A 16,954-nucleotide genomic window follows, 5' to 3' on the forward strand; every position below is an offset into this window, starting at 1 on the left:
CATTCGTAGTGTGCGAATGGGCGCCGTTGTGCGTTTAGTATCCAGCTGCAAAACCAGGCCGGACAACGCCCCATCCGAGCCTGACAGGACTGGCCTGCTGCAGCGCCCCTCGGACAGGTGGCGGGAGAACGGTATCAACTGAAGATGACCGTTTTGAAACGGGGCGATTATAGCCGTGTATGCGGCACTTCCCAAGCCTTTCTGTCGGCGGCATGAAGATCGCTCATGGAGGTGATAGTCAACGGCTCATAGAGCTTGGCCCTGGGCTCTGCCATGATGTTGCCCATCATTTCGCAAGACGCTCTGGAGTGACCATGAATTTCCACACCCGCAAATGGGTAAAACCCGAAGACCTCAACCCCAACGGCACCCTGTTCGGCGGCAGCCTGCTGCGCTGGATCGACGAAGAAGCGGCTATTTACGCGATCGTGCAGTTGGGCAATCAGCGCGTGGTGACCAAGTACATTTCCGAAATCAACTTCGTCAGCGCCTCGCGTCAGGGCGACATCATCGAGCTGGGCATCACTGCCACCGAGTTCGGCCGTACCTCCATCACCCTGACCTGTGAAGTGCGCAACAAGATCACTCGCAAGAGCATCCTGACCGTAGAGAAAATGGTCTTCGTCAACCTCGGCGAAGATGGCCTGCCGGCGCCCCACGGCCGCACCGAAATCAAATACGTTAAGGATCAGTTCCAGGACGACAGTCTCAGCGAGTGACAACGTAGCGATGTGATTTGCTTTACCAAATCATTCCGTACGGATCATCGCGAGGCGCTTTCATCACTACTCAGGCTCACACCTTATGAAGAGCCTGTGTATGAAAGTGTTCAGTTCAAGTGTCCGGATTCCGCACTCATTGGATAAAGAGGGTCAGCCTGCGGCCACGTCCAGCGCGAAGATGCCTCTGTTGGAGGGGGGAGGCGAGCGCAACGTGGCGCTTCTGCGCGATGAGCTGGGGCGAGTGGAAGTGATTTTATCGGCTCCTCCCGCCACGAGCCTGGTGCTCAGTGGCGGCGGAGCCAAGGGCATCGCTTTTTCGGGAGTGGTGCAGGCCCTTGAGCAGGCCGGAAAGCTGCAAGGTATCCAATTGACCTGCGGCTCATCCGCCGGCGCGATTTCGGCGGCGTTGATCGCCAGTGGCATGGGGGCGGCAGCATTTGACAGGTTGTCCGATAGCATTGATCTGCCGAGCCTGCTCAATAGCAAGGATGCCGTGACGGCCTGGATGCAGGACGCCAGTACGACAGTTGGCAAACTCATCGGCCACTTGCCCGGCCCGGTGGGCAATGTTTCTCAGCTGTTGTTGACCTTGTTGTCACGCCTGCAAACTGAAGCCTTTCCTCTTGAAGAACTGATCCGCAACGAGTCGCGCCAGTCGCTGCTTGCGCATATCGCGCAAAGCCCCCGGGAAACCCGGCCCGCCGAGGTGATGAAGATTGCCGACACGTTGAGTGCCGGCGGCGCACCGACGTTTCGTGATCTTGAGGTGTTGAACCGGCACATTCCCGCGATCAAGCAACTGAGCATCACCGGCACCGGTATGTTTGCCGGCCGACCTCAGTTGGTGATGTTCAATGCCAGTTTGACCCCGCAGATGGACATCGCGCGGGCGGCGCATATTTCCGGTTCCTTGCCGGTGGTGTTCAAAAGCCCCGAGGAGCGAGGTCATGGCTTTCAGGTGTCGGGTGAAATCACCGCGTTCAAGGACGGTGGCTTGTTGCTCAATACCCCGGCGCTGGGTGTGGTGCAGAGATCATATCCTGATAGCCCCTTGAACAAGCCTGAAGCGTTGATCGTCAAGTTTGAGCCCAGCGCCAGCGAGATACCGGCGCGAAGTGGCAGCTTTCTCAGCAGCGTGGCTGATCGCATTACCGGTGTTGCGCATTCGGCCGCTGAAGCTTTCCAGGAGAGAAAGCTCGAAGCGTTTGCCGATCAAATCGTCACCTTGCCCCTCAAGACCGAACAAGGTGATTTTCGCGGCCTGATCAAAGGTACAGTCAACTTCACGATGCAGGACGGGCAAAAACAAGACTTGCAGGCCAGGGCGCGTCAGGCGGTGGAAGCGCATTTGGAGCGTCGCGCCACAGCACTTGAGCACCATGCGTTCCAGTCACTGCATGAGGCCGTGCTCGCCATGGATGATCGACTGCTTGCCAGCGTACAACCGGAGCTGCAAAACGATCCGGCCGCTGCGGATGTGCTTACGTTTAGAAACAACGCGCAGCAGGCGTTGCATGCCCTGGATGAGGCAATCACCGAAGCGAATAAGTCACAGGCCACACTGGCATTCACGCCCAGTATTTTTTCGGCCCTGCGTAACCTGGACGTCTTGGCCCAACGGCCTGAACAGATCGACTGGTTGGCGCGGCGCTTTAACGTCGCAAGCCAGCGCAATTTTCAGCAATTGTTGCAAGTGGTGGCCAGACAGATGGCCAGCGGTTCACCGCCGGTGTCCAAGGTCATCGGCAGCGCGGTCGTCGAGATGGGTGTGCGCGATATTGCGATGAAAGCGGATAACTTCACCCGGGAGGTGATCTACCCTTCATTGTTTCGGCCTGGTCAACCCGAGGCGAATGTCGAACTGCTCCATCGTACGGCGCAAGACTTGGCGTGGGCCGCCACGCCCACCGAGTTCAATCGTGTGCTCGATACCCTCGCTGACAATTACAAAGCACGTAATAAACCCTGGGATAAAGCGTCCAGTTCGACCACGGTGCAAATGACCAGGGCCTGGAGGATTCCGGTTTAGTTGCCTGGCCACTGAACAGCCACGATGGCCGCGTGTCGTAGCTACACGCCCCCCTTGGACTCCGGATAATCATGGCCACCGAAGAAGCAGGCAAAACCCCCAACCTGTCGCAGGAAGAACAGCAGGACGTAGACAAAAACCAGCCGCCCCGCGCGGCGGTGCTGCATGAAATCATTCGTACCCAGGGCGACCAGGAGCTGGAGCGCAGCGCCGCCGCGTTGTGGTGGTCTGCGCTGGCTGCCGGGCTGACCATGGGCTTGTCGCTGATGGCCATGGGACTGCTCAACTCGCGCCTGCCGGACGGCGAAGCGTTCAAGGTCATTGCCAGCTTTGGCTATTGCGCCGGTTTCCTCGCGGTAATCCTCGCGCGCCAGCAACTGTTCACCGAAAACACCCTTACCGCCGTGCTGCCGGTGATGAGCAAGCCGACCCTGGGCAATGCCGGTCGCCTGCTGCGACTGTGGACGGTGGTGCTGGTGGGCAACCTGTGTGGCACCCTGCTGGTGGCCTACGTGATGCTGCATCTGCCGATATTCGACAGCAAGACCGACATGGCCTTCCTCGAGATCGGGCGCAAGATCATGGAAAACGACGCCGGCCAGATGTTCGCCAAAGGCATTGTTTCCGGCTGGATGATCGCCACCATGGTGTGGATGATCCCGTCGATGGAAAGCGCCAAGATGTGGATCATCATCCTGATCACCTACCTGATGGCACTGGGCGATTTCACCCACATCGTGGTGGGCTCGGCGGAAGTCTCGTACCTGGTGTTTGCCGGCGAACTGTCGTGGCATGACTTCTGGCTGGTGTTTGCCGGCCCGACCCTGGCCGGCAATATCATCGGCGGCAGCTTTATCTTTGCGTTGATCAGCCATGCGCAGATTCGCAGCGAGGGCAGTTTGCCGGGCAAGAAGGCTGCGGATCCGAGGCATCCGCAGCAGGTCAGCAAAGATCAGTGACGTTCTTCGGCCGTGGCCTGGGGTTCACCCTGGGTCACGCGCTTGACCAGTTTGCCAATGCTCAGGCCCTGGAGCAGGATCGATGACAGCACCACGATATAGGTGATGCTCAGCAACAGGTCGCGTTCCGGGCCCAGTGGCAATGCCAGCGCCAGTGCCACCGAGACGCCGCCGCGCAACCCGCCCCAGGTGAGGATGCGGATAGTGCCGCGCGGTACCGTGCGCCAGCGCCGCAGCAGCAGGATCGCCGGGGCCACGGTCAGCAGGCGTGACAGCAGGATCGCCACCGCCAGCAAGCTGGCCGCCAATACGTGCAGCCAGTTGAACGGCAACAGCAGCAGTTCCATGCCGATCAATGCAAACAGCAGGGCGTTGAGCATGTCGTCGAGCAATTCCCAGAAACCGTCCAGATAGCGCCGGGTCATGTCGTTCATCGCCAGCTTGCGCCCCAGGTTACCGATGATCAGCCCGGCCACCACCATCGCAATCGGCGCGGAGACGTGCAGTTCGGTGGCCATCGCCGAGCCGCCGATCACCAGCGCAAGGGTCAGCATGACTTCGATCTGGTGCTGCTCGATGCTCTTGATCATCAGGTACACCAGGTAACCGATCAGCGCGCCGAACACCACGCCGCCAATCGCCTCATGGGCGAACAGCATTGCAGTGGCGCCAACGGTCGGTGTTTCACCCAACTGCGCGATACCCAGCAGGACGGTAAACACCACCACCGCCGTGCCGTCGTTGAACAGCGATTCGCCGACGATAGTGGTTTTCAGCGGTTTCGAAGCGTTGGCGGTACGCAGCACGCCCAATACCGCAATCGGATCGGTGGGCGAGATCAGCGCGCCAAACAGCAGGCAATACAGGAAGCTCACGTGCCAGCCGAACAGGGCGAAGATGTAGTACGCCAGGCTGCCGATCACCACGGTGGCAATCAGTACGCCAAACGTCGCCAACAGACCGATGGGCCAGCGGTAGCTGCGCAGGTCGCTCAAGTTGACGTGCAATGCGCCGGCGAACAGCAGGAACGAGAGCATCCAGTTCATCAGCAGATCGCCGAAGTCGATCTGGCCGATCAGTTGCTGGATGCGTTCTTCCAGGCCGGGATAGCCGATAAAACTGAGGCCTTGCAGGATCAGCGAGAACAGCAGCGCAGTGACCATCACGCCGATGGTCGGTGGCAGGCCGATAAAACGGAAGTTCACGTAGGTGAGCAGGGTGGTGAGGCAGATAAAGGCGGCAACAAGTTCAAGCATCCGGGGTCCTTGGGGCGGTAAATCAGAGGTGCACAGCGTGCGTCGAGACGTTGTTTAGTATAAACAGGTGCAATTACCTGAAAGAACCTTTCGGCCGGCCACGGCTCATACCTTGTGGTTGAGGGCTGATCGGCATGGGGTGATGAGGCTCTGACTGCCTTGATAAATCTAAAAAGGGAATGACTGATGACAGTGGCTTTCTGGTGTGTGTTGATCGCAATTTTTCTGCCGTACCTGTGTACCGGTGTGGCCAAGTTCAGTGGAGGCAAGTTCGGGCCGCGACATAACCACGACCCGCGCGCGTTTCTGGACACGGTCGAAGGCGTTGCCAAGCGTGCCCACAATGCGCAGCTCAACAGCTTTGAAGTCACCCCGGCCTTCGCGGCGGCGGTGATTATCGCCCACCTGGCCGGTACGGCCGAGCTGGTGACGATCAATGTGCTGGCGGTGCTGTTTATCACCAGCCGCCTGCTGTACATCATTTGCTACTTGGCGGACTGGGCGATGTTGCGCTCGCTCGTGTGGGTTGTGGGGATGGCGCTGATCGCGAGTTTCTTCTTCGTCTCGATCTGAAGCCTGACGCAGATCCCCTGTGGGAGGGGGCTTGCTCCCGATGACGGAGTGTCAGTCAACACTTAGGTGACTGGTCCACCGCTATCGGGGGCAAGCCCCCTCCCACATTTGGTCTTCAGTGTCTGTCAGGTTCCACTGGGTGCATCCGGTACCTGAGGAAGCGCAACACCCTTGGGCCACAGCATCCAGATCTGTCCCTGCTGCTTCATGTTCCCGGCCAACTCGCCTGCTGCTTCGCCCGTGCCCCAGAACAAATCTGCGCGCACTTCTCCGGTGATGGCGCCGCCGGTGTCCTGAGCTGCAACGGGCCGTGCAATCGGTGAGCCGTCGGGTTTTGTGGTCGACAGCCACAACAAACTCCCCAGTGGAATCACCTTGCGGTCCACCGCCACGCTGTATCCCGCCGTCAGCGGCACGTTCAGCGAGCCGCGCGGCCCTTCATTGCTGTCGGGGCGGGCGCTGAAGAACACATAGCTGGGGTTGCTCGCCAGCAGCTCGGGAATGCGCTGCGGGTGTGCCTTGGCCCAGGCGCTGATGGCGCCCATGCTCACGTCTTCTTTTTTCAGCTCGCCTTGCTCGATCAGCCAGCGACCGATAGGGCGATAGGGATAACCGTTCTGGTCGCCATAACCCACACGCAGTTGACGCCCGCCGGCCAGTTGAATACGCCCGGAGCCTTGGATCTGCAGGAACTGCAGGTCCATCGGATCGGTCAGCCAGGCTATCGGCTTGGCGGTCGAGCCCTGGTTGTTGATGGTGCTGGCATCGTCATACGGCTTGAGCACGCGACCCTCCAGGCGACCACGCAGGCGTTTGCCCTTGAGTTCCGGATAAATGCTTTCCAGATTGACGATAATCAGGTCATCCGGCACGCCGTACACCGGCACATGGGCGGTGGCGGTTTCGCTCAGGCTGCCGGGGTAGACGGGCTCGTAGTAGCCGGTGATCAGGCCGTTCGGTGTGTCGTCGGCCGAACGCAGGCCGAATACGTCCAGGCGCTCCTTGAGAAACCCGCGAACCGCCACGGCGTCGCCCGGTACGCCGGCTGCCGCCGCGCAGGTCGCTCCCCAGACCGGATCGGCCTTGAGGCGCTGGCAGGCGCTGCGCCAGGATTCGAAACCCGCCAGCAGGTCGCTGTCGGAAACGGACGGCAGTGCTTCCCACGGAGCGCTCACGTAAGTCGCGACAGCATGGGGTTTGGCAGCTTCTTCTTTGGCGGGCGCTTTGCCCGCATCCTGGCCCACGTCGCAGCCGGCCAGCAGCGCGATCATCGGCAGAGCCCACGCCAGGCGGCTCCAGGGTTTCAAATTGACATTCATGCACGTAATTCCTGAGGCGATTGCCCGGGCTTTATCGCGTCGGGCAACCCTTATTATTAATAGGGCTATTGGTCTTTGCGGACGAGGCGGGGATACTGGCTGCCGTTTTCCGTGACCCTGAGCCACCATGACTTTTAAACAGATGACGGTTGCAGTGCTGGCCTGCCTGGCCTTGTCCGCCTGCGGCGGTGTTGATCCCAGCTCGCCCTTGGGCCAGCGCAAGGCGATTTTCAAGCAGATGCTCAAGACCAGCGAAGACCTGGGCGGCATGTTGCGCGGGCGTGTCGCTTTCGACGGCGCCCGGTTCGCCGACGGCGCGGTCAAGCTGGACGCGTTGTCCCATCAACCCTGGCAGCACTTCCCGCAGGTGCGTGAAGCCGACCACACCAGTGCCAGGGACGAAGTGTGGCAAAAGCAGGCGCAATTCCAGCAACTGGCCCGCGACCTTGAGGCGGCCACCGGTGAATTGGTGACCGCAAGCCAAGTCCAGCCCTATAAGGCCGGTCGCCTTCAACCTGCGGTGCAGAAAGTCGAAGATGCCTGCAGCGCTTGCCATAAGCAGTTCCGGGACCACTGACCGGTTTTACTGGTCGAGTTCTTCCACCGCATCCTGCAACTCCTTGCGCGATTCGGCGAGCTTGTCCTTGCGCTTGTTGATCTTGTCCGCATCGCCTTTTTTCATGGCCTTGTCGAGGTCGGCCTGACGGCGGCTGACTTCGTGCTTGGCATCGAGCACCTTGTTTTCGCGCTCTTTCTTCAGCGATGCGTCAGTGCAGTTGGCGGTGACCTCGCTCAGGGCTTTTTCCAGGCCGGCTTGTTGGGCGCTGTTGCCATGGGCCTTGGCCTGTTCGATCTGGGTGCTGATGGCTTGGCGCTTGGCGGCGCAGCCGGTCAGTTGGGGGGCTTCGTCGGCGGCCAGCAGCGGCGTGGCCATGAAGCTTGCGGCTGTCAGCAACGCGAGAGGGGCAAGAAATTTCATATAAGGGCTCCAAGGTAGCAATCAGAGGGGCGGGCCGGTTCAAAAACCGTCTATGCCGGCGCCATGTAATGTTTCAGCCAGGGCCTGTACCTGCGGGTCGCGGAAAAAGGCGCTCAGTTGCGCTGCGCGCCTCGGGCCGATGCCGTCGGAGGCCAGCCAGGCTTGGGTGTCTTTGGCGACCAGCGTATGCCAGTCGCCCTCCAGATTGTTGCGCGCCGCGGGCGGCACCCCCAATGCCTTGAGCCATTGTGCAAAAGGCCGCTTGCGGGCGCTGTGAATACTGTCGAGCACCCGCGCACGGGTGCGTTCGCCGAAACCATCAATGTTAGCAAGCTCTGCCGCATCCAGGGTCAACCAATCGAGAAAGCCTGCGATTAGACCGGCTTGGATCAATACGTTCCAGGTTTCACGGCCCATATGTGGCAAGGCCAGGCCCTGGTTGCTGCTCAGCCAGGTGAGGCGCGAGAGCAGTTGTTCCTCGCAGCCGGGGTCCAGTTGCCAACAGCTCAAGGCATGAAAGTCTTGCGTATCGGGTACCGGCACTTCAACGCGGGTCTTGTTGCGCAGGACCACCTCATCGAGCCGGGGAATGACCTGGCCGGCCAGGCTGATGGACACCTGATCGCCGGGACGGATGTCCAGGTCCTGCCAGTTTTTCAGCGAGCCTGCGCTGACCCGCCTGATTTGCCGGTCATCCAGCCACACGGGGTCCAGTTCGAGAATCGGTGTGATACGCCCGGTACGCCCGATCCTGAATTGCACCTTGCGCACCAGCGCCAACGCCTTGGTCACCGGATACTTCCAGGCCACGGCCCAGTAGGGCGCGCTGGCTTTCCAACGTTTGGCGGGAGCGTGCGCCGCCTGGTGCAACACCACGCCATCGCTGGCGAAGGGCAACGGATGGTTGTACCAATGGGTACGCCAGCGCGAGGCATCGCTGATGCTTTCGATGGACTGGCTATACCGCTGGCTGTCGGTAAACCCCCACCGCGCCAGCGTGGCCAGACGCTCGGTGAAGCTCGCCGGACCCTCGGGCCAGGCCCACACGAACAGCCCGATTCCACCCGCCTGCGTGTCGCTCAATTGCCGCCGGTTCATCAGGCCGGCCACTTTGCTGCGTGCGTTGAGCCCGCCGTGTGCAGACTGTACGTGGTCGTCGAGGCGCCAGTAGAGCTCGCCTTGCAGTACGGCATCGACGGGCTCCGGCAGTTGCTGGACGATACCCGGGATTCTGCGTGCGCTAGCGGACCAATCGTGACCGAGCAGGCCGTCGCCGCGGCTGATGAGCTGGTGCAACTGGCCTTTGCGATACACCAGGGTCACGGCGACTCCGTCGACCTTGGGTTGAATCCAGACATCTTGCCGAGTGCCGAGCCAGTCCCCCACATCGGATGCGTCCAGCAGCTTGTCCAGGCCGGTATGCGCGACCGGATGGCGCACTGTGCCACGTGAGCTTGCCAGCGGGTTTTCAGCCTTGGGTGTGGGTTGCCGCGCACATTTGCGCCACTGGGCCAGGCGACTTCGAGCCTGGTCGTACAGTTCATCGCTGATGGGGGATTGCCCCTGTCGGTGATAGACGTCATCCCACTGGCTGACCTGCCTGGCCAACGTGTCGATTTGTGATCGGGCGTCATCGGGGCAGGCTTCGGCCCAGGCCCGGTACGGTAGTAAGCTGACCAGAAGAATCATCAACATGCGCATCGTGAGCATCCTTGCCCGAAAAGGGTGTTCAGCCTAAGTGATCCGTACGGACACAAAAAAGCCCCGACCGGGCGGGGCTTTTTACCGGGTGTTTCTGCTTGCTTGAACAGGTCGTCCAACCCATCCAGTACGTCGTTGTTATCAGCCTGGGCCGCCCGATTTTACTGGCCGGCGTCGACTTCGGCCTGGGTTTCAACGATATTGTTGCAATCTTTGAAAATCAAAAAAAGCCCCGCCGGGCAAACCGGGCGGGGCTTTGGCAGTCGCGAGCTGTTACAGACCGGCAGCGGTCCGCAGGTCGTCGGCGCGGTCGGTTTTTTCCCAGGTGAAGGTGGTGAAGGTGTCGTCGCCGACCGTCTTCTGCGCAGGGGTACGACCGAAGTGGCCGTAGGCTGCGGTTTCCTGGTACATCGGGTGCAGCAGGTCGAGCATGGTGGTGATCGCGTAAGGGCGCAGGTCGAAGATCTCACGCACCAGCTTGACGATCTTGTCATCGCTGATCTTGCCGGTACCGAAGGTGTTCAGCGAAATCGATGTAGGCTGGGCCACGCCAATGGCGTAGGACACCTGGATCTCGCAACGTTCGGCCAGGCCGGCAGCGACGATGTTCTTGGCCACGTAACGACCGGCGTAGGCGGCGGAACGGTCCACCTTGGACGGGTCTTTGCCGGAGAACGCGCCACCACCATGACGGGCCATGCCGCCGTAGCTGTCGACGATGATCTTGCGACCGGTCAGGCCGCAGTCGCCCACCGGGCCACCGATGATGAACTGGCCGGTCGGATTGATATGGAACTGGGTGTCTTTAGTGAGCAGTTCGGCCGGCAGCACATGCTTGACGATCAGCTCCATCACGCCTTCGCGCAGGTCGGCGTAGGACACGTCCGGGTTGTGCTGGGTCGACAGCACGACGGCGTCGATACCCACTACTTTGCCGCCTTCGTAGCGGCAGGTCACCTGGGACTTGGCGTCCGGACGCAGCCACGGCAGCAGACCGGATTTGCGCGCTTCGGCCTGGCGCTGGACCAACTGGTGAGAGAAGGTGATCGGCGCGGGCATCAGCACGTCGGTTTCGTTGCTGGCGTAGCCGAACATCAGGCCCTGGTCGCCGGCACCCTGATCTTCGGGCTTGGCGCGGTCGACGCCCTGGTTGATGTCGGGGGACTGCTTGCCGATGATGTTCATCACGCCGCAGGTCGCGCCGTCGAAGCCGACATCGGAGCTGTTGTAGCCAATGTCGGTGATCACGTCACGCACGATCTGTTCCAGATCGACCCAGGCCGTGGTGGTGACTTCGCCAGCGATGATCGCCACGCCCGTTTTCACCAGAGTCTCGCACGCCACACGGGCGAACTTGTCTTCAGCAATGATGGCGTCCAGCACCGCGTCGGAAATCTGGTCGGCGATTTTGTCCGGATGCCCTTCAGACACGGACTCGGAGGTGAAAAGGGAGTATTCGCTCATCTCGATGTTTTCCTGATTTTACCGATGGTGAGTGTCGCCAGCCGGCCGCTGAAAATGGCGGACCTGGATCTGGAAACCATTACGTAAACCTACATAGAGGCTTTCCCCGGGAACGAGTCCCGCAGCTGTGGCCCAACGGGCCAGATCATCCTGTTCAAAACCCAGCCAGAGATCACCGCAGGCCTCCTTGGCCCAATTCTGGTTGTGGCTGCATAAATCCGTCACCAGCAGGCTACCGCCGGGGTGCAGCAGCCCGGCCATTTGCCTGAGGGCGTCGGCGGGGGCGGCGAAATGGTGCAAGACCATGTTCAGCACCACGCAGTCGGCCTTGATCGTGGTGCTGTCCAACGCATCGGCCAACTGCAGGCTGACATTGCCCAGCGACTCACGTTCACAGAGCTGGCGCGCCAGTTCGAGCATCGCCGGGCTGTTGTCCAGCGCAGTGACCTGATGGAAGCGCCGCGCCAGTTCCGGCAGAAATCCGCCATCGCCAGGACCGACTTCCAGTGCCGTCGCCTCATCACTGAAGCTCAGCTTGTCCAGCAGCGCCAGTACGCTGTCGCGGTATTGGGCAAGCCCGGCGATCAGGTCTTGCTGGGCGCGAAATTTCTCGGCAACCCGTGCGAAAAAGTCTTGGCTGGCCGCTGCGCGCTGGCCGTGAACCTGGCCGATGCGCGCTTGTACCTCGCCCGGAAGGCTCAAGCCGTCCACTTCTTCGAGCAGGGCGGCGTGCAGCTTGCCGCCGAGCAGGTCGGTGTGAGGCAGGGCGCGACGATAGAAAATCGCATTGCCTTCACGGCGCGTGGCCACCAGGTCGGCCTGGGCCAACACCTTCAAGTGGTGACTCATGCCGGACTGGCCGATGGCGAAGATCTGCGCCAGCTCCAGTACACCGAAGGAATCGTTCGTCAGTGCGCGCAGTACGTTCAGACGCAGCGGGTCGCCGGCGGCCTTGCACAAGGCTGCCAGTTCATCGCCGTCGTCGGGGCGCAGTGAGGGCATGGGTAGATTCATAAGGCCAGCAGTCTAGTGACGGGTGGATATCCCTGCAAGGTCAATATCAAAAAGTTTTGATATTGATCGATAAGTGGCGGTTATAAGCCGCCGCCTTAACCGATAGACGAACCGGCCGCCGCTTTCTGCAAGGGATTGGCGCCCAAAGCACAGGAAAAACGCCCACAAGTGACTATCTGTCATTGCCCGCAGGCGGTGGCTGAGGGAAAATGCCGGTCCTTTTTTCCGTTTCTTTTTAGCAAACTCCAGGAGATCAGCGATGCCCAGCCGTCGTGAGCGTGCCAACGCCATTCGTGCCCTCAGCATGGATGCCGTGCAAAAAGCCAACAGCGGCCATCCCGGTGCCCCCATGGGCATGGCGGATATCGCCGAGGTACTTTGGCGTGACTACCTGAAACACAACCCGAGCAACCCATCGTTTGCCGACCGTGACCGCTTCGTGCTGTCCAACGGCCACGGCTCGATGTTGATCTACTCGCTGCTGCACCTGACCGGCTACGACGTCACCATCGACGACCTGAAAAGCTTCCGTCAGCTGCACAGCCGCACCCCCGGCCACCCGGAATTCGGCTACACCCCAGGCGTCGAGACCACTACCGGTCCCCTGGGCCAGGGCCTGGCCAACGCTGTCGGCTTCGCGCTGGCTGAGAAAGTCCTGGGTGCGCAGTTCAATCGCCCTGGCCACGACATCGTCGACCACCACACCTACGTATTCCTGGGTGATGGCTGCATGATGGAAGGCATTTCCCACGAAGTCGCCTCCCTGGCCGGTACCCTGGGTCTGGGCAAGCTGATCGCCTTCTACGATGACAACGGCATCTCCATCGACGGCGAAGTCGAAGGCTGGTTCACCGATGACACCCCCAAGCGTTTCGAAGCCTACAACTGGCAGGTGATCCGCAACGTCGACGGCCACGATCCGGAAGAGATCAAGATCGCCATCGACACCGCGCGCAAGAGCGCGCAGCCGACCCTGATCTGCTGCAAGACCACCATCGGCTTCGGCTCGCCGAACAAACAAGGCAAGGAAGACTGCCACGGCGCCCCGCTGGGTGACGCGGAAATCGCCCTGACCCGTGAAGCGCTTAAGTGGAACCACGGCCCGTTCGACATCCCGGCCGACATCTACGCCGAGTGGGATGCCAAGGAAAAAGGCCTGGCCGCCGAAGCCGAATGGGACCAGCGTTTCGCTGCCTACTCCGCCGAATTCCCTGAATTGGCCAATGAGCTGGTGCGTCGCCTGGCCGGTGACCTGCCTGCCGACTTCTCGGAGAAAGCCTCGGCCTACATCGCCGAAGTCGCGGCCAAGGGCGAGACCATCGCCAGCCGTAAAGCCAGCCAGAACACCCTGAACGCCTTTGGTCCGCTGCTGCCTGAGTTCCTCGGCGGTTCGGCCGACCTGGCCGGTTCCAACCTGACCCTGTGGAAAGGTTGCAAAGGCGTGACCGCTGAAGACGCCAGCGGCAACTACATGTATTACGGCGTGCGTGAGTTCGGCATGAGCGCCATCATGAACGGTGTGTCCCTGCACGGCGGCCTGGTGCCTTACGGCGCGACCTTCCTGATGTTCATGGAATACGCGCGTAACGCCGTGCGCATGGCCGCGCTGATGAAAAAACGTGTGATCCACGTGTACACCCACGACTCCATCGGCCTGGGCGAAGACGGCCCGACGCACCAGCCGGTCGAGCAACTGACCAGCCTGCGCACCACGCCGAACCTGGATTGCTGGCGTCCCGCCGACGCAGTGGAATCCGCCGTGGCCTGGAAGCACGCCATCGAGCGCAAGGACGGCCCTTCGGCGCTGATCTTCTCGCGTCAGAACCTGCAGCACCAGGTGCGTACCGACGCGCAGATCGCCGACATCAGCCGTGGCGGCTACGTGCTCAAGGACTGCATCGGCGAGCCTGAGCTGATCCTGATCTCCACCGGTTCCGAAGTGGGCCTGACCGTCCAGGCGTACGACAAGCTGACCGCCCAAGGCCGCAACGTTCGCGTTGTGTCCATGCCGTGCACCAGCGTGTTCGAAGCCCAGGACGCCGGCTACAAGCAATCGGTATTGCCGTTGCAGGTCAGCGCGCGTATCGCTATCGAAGCGGCGCACGCCGACTACTGGTACAAGTACGTAGGCCTGGAAGGCCGCGTGATTGGCATGACCACCTACGGTGAGTCGGCGCCGGCGCCAGCCTTGTTCGAAGAGTTCGGTTTCACCCTGGAGAACATTCTGGGTCAGGCTGAAGAGCTGCTGGAAGACTAAGGCGCTAACGCGGTGGCCCACTGGCCAGCGCCTCTACTGTAGGAGCGAGCTTGCTCGCGAAGATCGTCAACGATAACGCAGCGTTTCTGGTTTAACGCGGCGCTCTCAGGTTCTTCGCGAGCAAGCTCGCTCCTACAGTGGTTTGTATCGCCCACAATGCGAGAACCCCATGCCCCAACCGCGTCCCTACAAAGTTGCACTCAACGGCTACGGCCGCATTGGTCGTTGCGTCTTGCGTGCGCTGTTCGAGCGAGGGGCGGCGGCCGGGTTTGAAATTGTCGCGATCAACGATCTGGCCGACATGGCCAGCATCGAATACCTGACACGCTTCGACTCTACCCACGGCCGCTTCCCCGGAGAAGTGCGGGTCGAGGGCGATTGTCTGCACATTAATGGCAACTGCGTGCAGGTCTTGCGCAGTGCCACCCCCGAAGGCATCGACTGGAAAGCACTGGGCGTCGACCTGGTGCTGGAGTGTTCCGGTGTCTATAACACCCGTGCCGATGGCCAGCGTTTTCTCGACGCCGGCGCGCCGCGTGTGCTGTTTTCCCAGCCGATGGCCAGCGAGGCTGATGTCGACGCCACCATCGTCTACGGTATCAATCAGGATTGCCTGACCGGTGCTGAGCTGCTGGTGTCCAACGCTTCGTGCACCACCAACTGCAGCGTGCCGTTGTTGCGCCTGCTGGACCAGGCGATCGGCATCGATTACGTGTCGATCACCACCATCCACTCGGCGATGAACGACCAGCCGGTGATTGACGCCTATCATCATGAAGACCTGCGCCGTACGCGCTCGGCGTTCCAGTCGGTGATTCCGGTGTCCACGGGTTTGGCTCGCGGCATCGAGCGTCTATTGCCGGAACTTGCCGGACGAATCCAGGCCAAAGCCGTACGGGTGCCGACGGTGAATGTGTCTTGCCTGGATATCACCCTGCAAACCGTCAGTGACACCGATGCGACGCAGGTCAACCGGATCCTGCGCGACGCCGCCACCCGTGGCCCGCTCAAAGGCTTGCTGGCCTACACCGAGTTGCCCCACGCCAGTTGTGATTTCAATCACGACCCGCATTCGGCGATTGTCGATGCCAGCCAGACCCGCGTTTCCGGCCCCAGGCTGGTGAACATCCTGGCCTGGTTCGACAACGAGTGGGGTTTTGCCAATCGAATGCTCGACGTTGCGCAACATTATCTGCATATCGCATCCAAACAACCTCAACAGTAATTCAGGAACTGCCACCCATGACCGTGTTGAAGATGACCGACCTCGATCTGCAAGGTAAGCGCGTACTGATTCGCGAAGACCTCAACGTCCCAGTCAAGGACGGTGTGGTGACCAGCGATGCGCGAATCCTGGCCTCGCTGCCGACCATCAAGCTGGCCCTGGAAAAAGGCGCGGCCGTGATGGTCTGCTCCCACCTGGGCCGCCCGACCGAAGGTGAGTTTTCCGCTGAAAACAGCCTCAAGCCGGTGGCCGAGTACCTGAGCAAGGCCCTGGGCCGTGACGTGCCGCTGGTCGCAGATTACCTGGGCGGCGTGGACGTGAAAGCCGGCGGCATCGTGCTATTCGAAAACGTGCGCTTCAACAAGGGCGAGAAAAAGAACAGCGATGAACTGGCTCAGCAATACGCTGCGCTGTGCGACGTGTTCGTAATGGACGCCTTTGGCACCGCCCACCGCGCCGAAGGTTCGACCCACGGCGTGGCCAAGTTCGCCAAGGTCGCGGCGGCCGGCCCACTGCTGGCCGCTGAGCTGGATGCACTGGGCAAGGCTCTGGGCGCTCCGGCGCAACCGATGGCGGCCATCGTTGCCGGATCCAAGGTGTCTACCAAGCTGGACGTACTCAACAGCCTCAGCCAGATCTGCAACCAGTTGATCGTCGGCGGCGGCATTGCCAACACCTTCCTGGCTGCAGCCGGTCACCCGGTGGGCAAGTCCTTGTATGAGCCGGACCTGCTCGACACCGCCCGTGCCATCGCCGCCAAAGTCAGCGTGCCGTTGCCGGTGGACGTGGTGGTTGCCAAGGAATTTGCCGAAAGCGCCGAAGCTACCGTCAAGCTCATCGCCGATGTGGCCGACGACGACATGATCCTGGATATCGGCCCGCAAACTGCGGCCAACTTCGCTGAACTGCTGAAGGCCTCCCAGACCATCCTGTGGAATGGCCCGGTCGGCGTATTCGAGTTCGATCAGTTTGGTAACGGTACCAAGGTGCTGGCTAAAGCGATCGCTGAAAGCTCCGCATTTTCCATCGCCGGCGGCGGCGATACCCTGGCGGCCATCGATAAATATGGCGTTGCTGAGCAGATCTCCTACATTTCTACCGGTGGCGGCGCCTTCCTTGAGTTTGTCGAGGGCAAGGTACTGCCGGCCGTGGAAGTGCTGGAAACCCGGGCCAAGGGTTAAGGCGCGCGTGATCAGGAAAAGGAGCGTTCCCATGATCAAGTCGTTGGCGCTGGTGATCGCGGCGGGCCTGCTGGCCGGCTGCGGCAGCACGCCGAGTGCGGCGCCCGAGGCGGACAAGGCCCCGGCACCGCTTAGAAAAAGCTGCTACCAGGCTGACTGGCAAGCCGAGACCATGCCGGTGATCAACAAGCGCATCGGCAACGAGCGCCTGGAGAAATACGACTCCGCGCCCAACGGTCAGGAACAGGGTTGCCCATAACGGGTCTGATCCACTA

15 protein-coding genes and 1 riboswitch are annotated in these 16,954 nt (G+C 61.1%); of the genes, 9 read left to right on the forward strand and 6 right to left on the reverse strand.

Going from position 1 to position 16,954, the window contains the following annotated elements:
• Positions 1–11: 11 nt before the first annotated feature.
• Positions 12–117, reverse strand: a riboswitch (S-adenosyl-L-homocysteine riboswitch).
• Positions 118–314: 197 nt separating this feature from the next.
• From TU82_RS12845 to TU82_RS12855, 3 genes are all read left to right on the forward strand, one after another.
• Positions 315–719, forward strand: a complete 405-nt coding sequence (locus TU82_RS12845) for an acyl-CoA thioesterase (protein WP_057702153.1) — start codon at positions 315–317, stop codon at positions 717–719.
• A gap of 100 nt (positions 720–819) precedes the next feature.
• Positions 820–2,751 carry a patatin-like phospholipase family protein gene (locus TU82_RS12850; protein ID WP_057723553.1) on the forward strand — a complete coding sequence of 644 codons (1,932 nt, stop codon included), beginning with the start codon at positions 820–822 and terminating at the stop codon, positions 2,749–2,751.
• Between the two features lie 71 nt (positions 2,752–2,822).
• Positions 2,823–3,710 (forward strand): formate/nitrite transporter family protein, encoded by an 888-nt coding sequence (locus tag TU82_RS12855; protein ID WP_057723554.1) that lies wholly within the window; start codon positions 2,823–2,825, stop codon positions 3,708–3,710.
• On the opposite strand, the gene TU82_RS12860 is transcribed toward TU82_RS12855, so the two are convergent.
• Entirely contained in the window at positions 3,704–4,966 is a 1,263-nt protein-coding gene (locus TU82_RS12860; RefSeq protein WP_057723555.1) for a cation:proton antiporter, read from the reverse strand. The two genes, TU82_RS12855 and TU82_RS12860, sit on opposite strands and share 7 nt — an antisense overlap.
• A gap of 186 nt (positions 4,967–5,152) precedes the next feature.
• Between TU82_RS12860 and TU82_RS12865 the strand changes: the two genes are divergently transcribed.
• On the forward strand, positions 5,153–5,539 hold the full coding sequence (locus TU82_RS12865; RefSeq protein ID WP_057723556.1) for an MAPEG family protein: 387 nt from the start codon (positions 5,153–5,155) through the stop codon (positions 5,537–5,539).
• Positions 5,540–5,664: 125 nt separating this feature from the next.
• Here TU82_RS12865 and mltA read toward each other — a convergent pair whose 3' ends face one another.
• Positions 5,665–6,858 carry a murein transglycosylase A gene (gene mltA / locus TU82_RS12870; protein WP_057723557.1) on the reverse strand — a complete coding sequence of 398 codons (1,194 nt, stop codon included), beginning with the start codon at positions 6,856–6,858 and terminating at the stop codon, positions 5,665–5,667.
• Between the two features lie 127 nt (positions 6,859–6,985).
• Here mltA and TU82_RS12875 point away from each other — a divergent pair, with 127 nt between their 5' ends.
• Positions 6,986–7,435 carry a c-type cytochrome gene (locus tag TU82_RS12875; RefSeq protein WP_057723558.1) on the forward strand — a complete coding sequence of 150 codons (450 nt, stop codon included), beginning with the start codon at positions 6,986–6,988 and terminating at the stop codon, positions 7,433–7,435.
• A gap of 6 nt (positions 7,436–7,441) precedes the next feature.
• Here TU82_RS12875 and TU82_RS12880 read toward each other — a convergent pair whose 3' ends face one another.
• The 4 genes from TU82_RS12880 to TU82_RS12895 form a co-directional block, all read right to left on the reverse strand.
• Complete coding sequence (locus TU82_RS12880; protein WP_057723559.1) at positions 7,442–7,837, reverse strand: DUF1090 domain-containing protein; 396 nt, start codon at positions 7,835–7,837, stop codon at positions 7,442–7,444.
• A gap of 39 nt (positions 7,838–7,876) precedes the next feature.
• A complete protein-coding gene (gene ligB / locus TU82_RS12885) occupies positions 7,877–9,538 on the reverse strand; it encodes an NAD-dependent DNA ligase LigB (RefSeq protein ID WP_057723560.1) in 1,662 nt (553 codons plus the stop codon).
• Between the two features lie 273 nt (positions 9,539–9,811).
• Complete coding sequence (metK, locus tag TU82_RS12890) at positions 9,812–11,002, reverse strand: methionine adenosyltransferase (protein WP_057723561.1); 1,191 nt, start codon at positions 11,000–11,002, stop codon at positions 9,812–9,814.
• An 18-nt stretch (positions 11,003–11,020) separates the two neighbouring features.
• Positions 11,021–12,016, reverse strand: coding sequence for an ArsR/SmtB family transcription factor (locus TU82_RS12895; protein WP_057723562.1), 996 nt, complete (start codon positions 12,014–12,016; stop codon positions 11,021–11,023).
• 259 nt (positions 12,017–12,275) lie between these two features.
• On the opposite strand from TU82_RS12895, the gene tkt reads away from it, so the two are divergent.
• From tkt to TU82_RS12915, 4 genes are all read left to right on the forward strand, one after another.
• On the forward strand, positions 12,276–14,273 hold the full coding sequence (gene tkt, locus TU82_RS12900) for a transketolase (protein ID WP_057723563.1): 1,998 nt from the start codon (positions 12,276–12,278) through the stop codon (positions 14,271–14,273).
• Positions 14,274–14,442: 169 nt separating this feature from the next.
• Positions 14,443–15,498 (forward strand): erythrose-4-phosphate dehydrogenase, encoded by a 1,056-nt coding sequence (epd, locus tag TU82_RS12905; protein WP_057723564.1) that lies wholly within the window; start codon positions 14,443–14,445, stop codon positions 15,496–15,498.
• A 17-nt stretch (positions 15,499–15,515) separates the two neighbouring features.
• Positions 15,516–16,679, forward strand: coding sequence for a phosphoglycerate kinase (locus tag TU82_RS12910; RefSeq protein ID WP_057723565.1), 1,164 nt, complete (start codon positions 15,516–15,518; stop codon positions 16,677–16,679).
• 31 nt (positions 16,680–16,710) lie between these two features.
• Positions 16,711–16,938: a hypothetical protein gene (locus TU82_RS12915; protein ID WP_057723566.1), complete on the forward strand. Its 228-nt coding sequence runs from the start codon at positions 16,711–16,713 to the stop codon at positions 16,936–16,938.
• The last annotated feature ends 16 nt before the right edge of the window (positions 16,939–16,954 follow it).

The sequence above is a fragment of the Pseudomonas orientalis genome (assembly GCF_001439815.1).
GTDB lineage: Bacteria > Pseudomonadota > Gammaproteobacteria > Pseudomonadales > Pseudomonadaceae > Aquipseudomonas > Aquipseudomonas orientalis.

Bases quoted from the DNA above. Each gene is read 5' to 3' on its own strand.
- TU82_RS12855 (WP_057723554.1), top strand. From the start codon at position 2,823: ATGGCCACCGAAGAAGCAGGCAAAACCCCCAACCTGTCGCAGGAAGAA.
- tkt (WP_057723563.1), top strand. From the start codon at position 12,276: ATGCCCAGCCGTCGTGAGCGTGCCAACGCCATTCGTGCCCTCAGCATG.
- epd (WP_057723564.1), top strand. From the start codon at position 14,443: ATGCCCCAACCGCGTCCCTACAAAGTTGCACTCAACGGCTACGGCCGC.
- TU82_RS12880 (WP_057723559.1), bottom strand. From the start codon at position 7,837: ATGAAATTTCTTGCCCCTCTCGCGTTGCTGACAGCCGCAAGCTTCATG.
- TU82_RS12915 (WP_057723566.1), top strand. From the start codon at position 16,711: ATGATCAAGTCGTTGGCGCTGGTGATCGCGGCGGGCCTGCTGGCCGGC.
- TU82_RS12850 (WP_057723553.1), top strand. From the start codon at position 820: ATGAAAGTGTTCAGTTCAAGTGTCCGGATTCCGCACTCATTGGATAAA.
- ligB (WP_057723560.1), bottom strand. From the start codon at position 9,538: ATGCGCATGTTGATGATTCTTCTGGTCAGCTTACTACCGTACCGGGCC.
- mltA (WP_057723557.1), bottom strand. From the start codon at position 6,858: ATGAATGTCAATTTGAAACCCTGGAGCCGCCTGGCGTGGGCTCTGCCG.
- TU82_RS12910 (WP_057723565.1), top strand. From the start codon at position 15,516: ATGACCGTGTTGAAGATGACCGACCTCGATCTGCAAGGTAAGCGCGTA.
- TU82_RS12845 (WP_057702153.1), top strand. From the start codon at position 315: ATGAATTTCCACACCCGCAAATGGGTAAAACCCGAAGACCTCAACCCC.
- TU82_RS12895 (WP_057723562.1), bottom strand. From the start codon at position 12,016: ATGAATCTACCCATGCCCTCACTGCGCCCCGACGACGGCGATGAACTG.
- TU82_RS12875 (WP_057723558.1), top strand. From the start codon at position 6,986: ATGACTTTTAAACAGATGACGGTTGCAGTGCTGGCCTGCCTGGCCTTG.
- TU82_RS12865 (WP_057723556.1), top strand. From the start codon at position 5,153: ATGACAGTGGCTTTCTGGTGTGTGTTGATCGCAATTTTTCTGCCGTAC.
- metK (WP_057723561.1), bottom strand. From the start codon at position 11,002: ATGAGCGAATACTCCCTTTTCACCTCCGAGTCCGTGTCTGAAGGGCAT.
- TU82_RS12860 (WP_057723555.1), bottom strand. From the start codon at position 4,966: ATGCTTGAACTTGTTGCCGCCTTTATCTGCCTCACCACCCTGCTCACC.